The following is a 5,046-nucleotide window of genomic DNA, read 5'->3' as shown; positions in this document are numbered from 1 at the left end:
CGGGGCCGTCCTGGACCGGGATGTCAACGCGGCGGTCAACGTCGCCAAGGCCGCCGGACTGGCGGTATCGGCCTGTGGAGCGCAGGTGAGACCGGTATTCGTGCCGGCGCAGCGCGGTGAAGCAGGAACCCACCCGAAGCCGTACCGGGCAACGGTGCGACAGACGGGAATCACTCGCCTCTAGGCGGGTGAGGATGTCAACAGCGGTACATGGGCTGGTACGGGTACGACAACCCGAAGTTCCCGATCGTCACCCCGTAGCCACACCGTCCGGCCCTTCCGGTCCGACCCGTCGTGGGGGCGGGGCGCGGGAACGGAGGGGGTGCGGCCCCTCGCGCCGGTTCGGGCGCGAGGGGCCTCGCTGTGCGGGAGGTCGGGTGGGCCTCCTGTGTCGGGGGGAAGAGGCCGGAGCGGCCCCCCGGGCGGCCCGTTCGGCGTACGGTCGACGTATGGACGTACGTGCGCGACTGCTCTCGGTCAACGTCGGCAGGCCCCGGCCTAACCCGTGGAAGGAAGACCTCGGTCTCACCGGCATCGACAAGCGCCCGGTGGACGGCCCGGTCGCGGTGGCCGCGCCGGGCCCCAAGGGGACGGGCGCCGTCGCCCTGGCCGGGGACCGGGTGTACGACGTGAAGAACCACGGCGGCGACGACCAGGCGGTGTACGCCTACGCCCGGGAGGACCTGGACGGCTGGCAGACGGAGCTCGGCCGGGACCTGGCCAACGGCTCCTTCGGCGAGAACCTGACCACCACCGGCCTGGACGTGAGCGGCGCTCTGATCGGGGAGCGCTGGCGGATCGGCCCGGACGTCGTCCTGGAGGTGTCCTGCTCGCGCATCCCCTGCGGGACCTTCCAGGGCTGGCTGGCGAGGAAGGGCTGGATCCGGCGCTTCACCGAGGCGGCCCTGCCCGGCGCCTACCTGCGGGTGATCGAACCGGGCGAGCTGCGCGCGGGGGACGCGGTGGAGGTGGTGCACCGCCCGGACCACGACGTCACGGTGGCCCGGTCGTTCCGCGCGGTGACGACCGAACCGGAGCTGCTGCCGGGCCTGTTGGCGGCGGAGGCGCTCCCGGAGGAGATCAAGGAACTGGTGCGCCGGAGGGTCCGGGTGTAGGGCCGCTTCCTCGAACCCGCACGAGCGGGAGGTCTACCGCGCCCTGGAGGACACTCGATGAGTGACGAGGGCCGGCACGATCCACCCGCCGCTGAAAGGATCTCGACGCGGAACGGCGCGCCAGGAGAGACTGGGACACCTCGTCCTGAAGGAGTTGTGATGCAGGTAGCCGTGGTCACCTTCGACGGTTTCAACGAACTCGACAGCTTCATCGCCTCCGCGTTGATCAACCGGTGCCGCAAGGACGGGCTGGAGGCCTTCATCACAACGCCGACGCCGGTGGTCACGTCCATGAACGGCGTCAAGGTGACCGGGCAGCGCCCGATGGAGTTCGTGACCGAGGCCGACGTCGTGCTGATCGGCAGCGGAGTGAAGACACAAGACGTGGTCGCAGACGACCAGCTGATCTCCAGGCTGCGGCTCGACCCGTCGCGACAGCTGATCGGCTCGCAGTGCTCGGGCGCGCTGGTGCTCGCCCGGCTCGGGCTCCTGAAGGACATGCCCGCTTGCACGGACATCAAGAGCCGCCCTTTCGTCGAAGCCTGCGACGTCACCGTGCTGGACGCACCGTTTCACGCCGAGGGGAACATCGCCACGGCGGGCGGCTGCCTGGCATCCCAGTACCTCGCCACCTGGGTCATCACCCGAGTGCTCGGGGAAGACGCCGCGCGCGACGTCATCGGCTACGTCGCCCCGGTCGGTGAGAACCAAGAGACCGTCGAACGCGCCATCCGCGCCGTCCACTCGGGCGAGGCCGCACTGAGCTGAGCTGACGCCGCGCCAGCCGGTGGCGGTCAGGTGCTGGGCGGCATCCGCCCGAACTGGATCAGTGACCTGCGAAGTACGGGGCTGGCGTGGGCACGCGTGGGCAGCTGGGCTGACACCGGGGGGATCGATGGAGAACGCGCCGGACCACGGCCGGACCGTGCGGAACGGTTCGCTGGCGATGATCGGCCTGGGGGTCCTGCTGTTCGTCCTCAGCCTGGTCTACCTGATACCGCACGACATGGGGGTCACGTCGGATCTGCGCAGCCGCGGCGTCCACGTCCCGGCGGTCGTCACCGAGTGCGTGGAGGTGAGCGGGCCGCGGGACAACCCGGCGGGCAACTCCGAGTGCCGGGTGCGGTTCACGACGTCCGAGGGGGCGTCCGTCGAGACCCGACTCGCCTACGTCACCGGCACCGTCAAGGCCCGTGACACCGTGACGGTGGTGTACGACCCCCGGCACACCGACACCGCCGCCCTCGCTTCGAGCATCGGCTTCTGGGACTCGCTGGTCCGGAACGCGCTCGACGTGGTCGCGCTGGTCGCGTCGGTGGTCATGGTCCTGGTGGGCCTCGCGGTCCACCTCGCGTACCGCTGGCTCACCCGGGCGCGAAGCCGGCCCGGGGTGACGTGATGCCCCTGCGCCCGCGCCCGCGCCCGGGACTGGCGGCGAGGGGCGCGGAGCGTGGGAAGTCGGGCGGGCCGACTTCCTGTGCTGGAGCGGGTCAGGCGTGGTGGTCGAACTCGCCGGCCTGGGTGGCTCGGAGGAAGGCGGCGAAGGTGGTGGGGGTGGTGTGGAGGGTGAGGTGGCCCTCGTCGGACTCGCGGAGTTCGACCGAGCCGTTGGTCGTGCGGACCTCAATACAGTTGTCGCTGGAACTGCTGTGGGAAGACTTCTGCCAGTTGCAGTTGGGCAAGTCGGACTCCCGAGTTGGGCGGTCGATGGTACGCCCCGCGCTCGGGGAGGGCGCGGGGGCGTAGGGCGGGGGTCAGCGGCCGATGCGGGCGAAGGTGAAGGCGGTGGAGCCTTCGAGGACGGGGATGACCTCGATCCTGCTCTGCCGGCCGGGTTCGAGGACGGTCCACGAGGAGCCCTGTGGGGACTTGATCCGGTAGGTGTCCGGGACGCCGTCGACGGGGATCAGCTCCCACTCGGGGGCGTCGCCCTGGTCGAGGAGGAGGGAGACCAGCGGGCCGGCGGGCTGGAGGTCCTCCACGGCGGTCGGGGCGCCCTTGGCGTAGAGCCGGTAGTGGTTGTTGGGATAGGCCTCGACGAGCCAGACGGCGTCCTGGTCGTCGGTGTTGGCGAAGACGGCTTTGGGGGAGAGGTCCAGGGCTTCGTGACGGGCGCGGCCGATCCGGGCGTCGCCGCTCTGGATGGTGTAGAGGCCGGACTCCAACCGGGCCATGGCTGTCATTCCTTCGCGATGCGGGCGAGGTGCAGGACAGTTGTACGTGCTCGGAGGAAGACGGGGGAGGGGCCTCGACGTGCCGTCACCTGAACGAGCTACGCCCCCTCGCCGGGGCAGGCGAGGGGGCGTGGATGGCGTGGAGTGTCAGGCGTGGTGGTCGAATTCGCCGGCCCGGGTGGCTTGGAGAAGGGCGGCGAAGGTGGTGGGCGTGGTGCGGAGGATGAGGTGGCCCTCGTCGGACTCGCGGAGTTCGACGGCCTCGCCGCTGGTTCGAACCTCGACGCAGTTATCGCCTGAGCTGCTAAAGGATGACTTCTGCCAACTGCTCTGGAGCATCCTAGTCCTTCAAATTCCGGGCAACCTGGTTGATGAGGTCGCGTGATTCGTCATCCGTGAGCGCCGCACGTTCGATACGGCCGATGATGGAGCGAAATGTACCGAGCTCGCTCGGGGCGTCGAAGAACAGGGGCCCTCGCGAGGTCTCCGTCTCAACCGTATCAAGCTCTGAAACCTCGCCGAAGCTGTAGATGACGTTCTCGATCGCGCCTGGGTAGGTGTCCACGTCGAAGGGGACCACGCGGATGCTGATGTTCTCTCGGTAGGAGTCGTCGACCAGGCAGCCGAGCTGCTCCCGAAGGACCTTGGTACCGCCGAAGCGCGTGTGGAGACAGGACTCGTAGATGTAAGCCTCCAGGTTCTTCTGCGGGCTCCGAGCGAGGAGGTTCTTGCGCTGCGTTCGGAATGCCGTGTGCAGGTCGATCTCGTGGATCGTAAGGCCTGGGATCAGTCGACCGAAGATGCCTTTCGCATAGTCGCTGGTTTGCAGGAGTCCTGGAAGGAAGGCCGAGCTCCAGACCTTTATGGTCCCTACGGCGAAGTCTTCATGCTCGGCAGATTCGAGGAAAGTGCTGGGCAGTAGGCCGCGATACTCCTCCCACCACCCCTTGGTTCGGTCCTGCGTCATGCTGCCCAGAGCTTCGATCAAAGGGATGTTGAGGCACTTGCAGGCATTGGCGATCGCTCGGAGGCGCTGGCGGCTGACGCCTACCTTGCCGGACTCCATCTGACTGACCTGGCTTACGTCGATGTCGAGGATCCTGGCGAGCTGTGGACCGCTGAGGCCTGCGGCCTCGCGAATTCTCCGAAGCTCGGCGCCGAGCCGGCGTTGCCTCAGCGTTGGGTGGCGTCGTGGCGGCATTCGATCGTCCTTACGTGAAGTTGGTCAAGTCTGACGTTTGGCAGTCACGTTGGTCCACCAAAGGCCTGTGAGTCCCACGTCTGGGTGATGTCCCCAAGCATGAGTACCACATGTGAAACTCTTGCTGTAGCTTCAATATCCAACGGACAGTCAGTAGTGCCTGCTGGTCAGGCTCGTGGCGACATGTCCGCCGGTTCTTCTCACCCTCACGCCTCGGGAGAACTCCCATGCGTCACATCAACACCCCCACCATCGCCGTTGCGCGACAGACCCTCCGCAACACCATGACCCGCGTCGGCTGGCCCGCCTCCCCGATCTTCGACGCGCAGCTCGCGCTCTGCGAGCTCCTCGTCAACGCCTGGCGGCACACCGAAACCCCCGCGCCGCTGGTCGAGATCATCTCCGAGGGGGACGTCCTCCGGGTCTCCGTCACGGACGAGAGCCCGGTGCTGCCCTCCAGTCCGCCGCTGTCCCTGCTCGCCGAGTCCGGCCGGGGCCTCCAGCTCGTCGCCGCCCTCACCCACGGCTGGGGCGTCGACCCCCACGAGCGCGCCAA

At 68.3% G+C, this 5,046-nt stretch carries 8 protein-coding genes and 1 pseudogene; 5 read left to right on the top strand and 4 right to left on the bottom strand.

Annotated features, from left to right (window positions below):
• The 4 genes and pseudogenes from ACWDCZ_RS38630 to ACWDCZ_RS38615 form a co-directional block, all read left to right on the top strand.
• A pseudogene (locus ACWDCZ_RS38630) lies at positions 1-184 on the top strand (RNA-guided endonuclease TnpB family protein); the annotation flags it as partial.
• Positions 185-449: 265 nt separating this feature from the next.
• A complete protein-coding gene (locus ACWDCZ_RS38625; protein WP_449818394.1) occupies positions 450-1,115 on the top strand; it encodes an MOSC domain-containing protein in 666 nt (221 codons plus the stop codon).
• Positions 1,116-1,274: 159 nt separating this feature from the next.
• A complete protein-coding gene (locus ACWDCZ_RS38620; RefSeq protein ID WP_049649540.1) occupies positions 1,275-1,883 on the top strand; it encodes a DJ-1/PfpI family protein in 609 nt (202 codons plus the stop codon).
• A gap of 127 nt (positions 1,884-2,010) precedes the next feature.
• Positions 2,011-2,514 (top strand): hypothetical protein, encoded by a 504-nt coding sequence (locus tag ACWDCZ_RS38615; protein WP_449818393.1) that lies wholly within the window; start codon positions 2,011-2,013, stop codon positions 2,512-2,514.
• A 91-nt stretch (positions 2,515-2,605) separates the two neighbouring features.
• On the opposite strand, the gene ACWDCZ_RS38610 is transcribed toward ACWDCZ_RS38615, so the two are convergent.
• The 4 genes from ACWDCZ_RS38610 to ACWDCZ_RS38595 all read right to left on the bottom strand — a co-directional run bounded on the left by ACWDCZ_RS38610 (position 2,606) and on the right by ACWDCZ_RS38595 (position 4,490).
• Positions 2,606-2,797: a DUF397 domain-containing protein gene (locus ACWDCZ_RS38610; RefSeq protein WP_449818392.1), complete on the bottom strand. Its 192-nt coding sequence runs from the start codon at positions 2,795-2,797 to the stop codon at positions 2,606-2,608.
• Between the two features lie 72 nt (positions 2,798-2,869).
• Positions 2,870-3,289, bottom strand: coding sequence for an I66 family serine proteinase inhibitor (locus ACWDCZ_RS38605; protein WP_449818391.1), 420 nt, complete (start codon positions 3,287-3,289; stop codon positions 2,870-2,872).
• Between the two features lie 147 nt (positions 3,290-3,436).
• The gene (locus tag ACWDCZ_RS38600) at positions 3,437-3,628 is read right to left on the bottom strand and encodes a DUF397 domain-containing protein (protein WP_449818390.1); all 192 of its coding nucleotides are present in this window, start codon (positions 3,626-3,628) and stop codon (positions 3,437-3,439) included.
• Position 3,629: 1 nt separating this feature from the next.
• Positions 3,630-4,490 (bottom strand): helix-turn-helix domain-containing protein, encoded by an 861-nt coding sequence (locus ACWDCZ_RS38595; RefSeq protein WP_449818389.1) that lies wholly within the window; start codon positions 4,488-4,490, stop codon positions 3,630-3,632.
• A 227-nt stretch (positions 4,491-4,717) separates the two neighbouring features.
• On the opposite strand from ACWDCZ_RS38595, the gene ACWDCZ_RS38590 reads away from it, so the two are divergent.
• Positions 4,718-5,046, top strand: a 329-nt coding sequence (locus ACWDCZ_RS38590) for an ATP-binding protein (RefSeq protein ID WP_449818388.1), incomplete at its 3' end; no start/stop codon positions are given.

Source organism: Kitasatospora sp. NPDC001225 (assembly GCF_053597855.1).
This window is presented reverse-complemented; position numbering and strand designations above follow the sequence as displayed.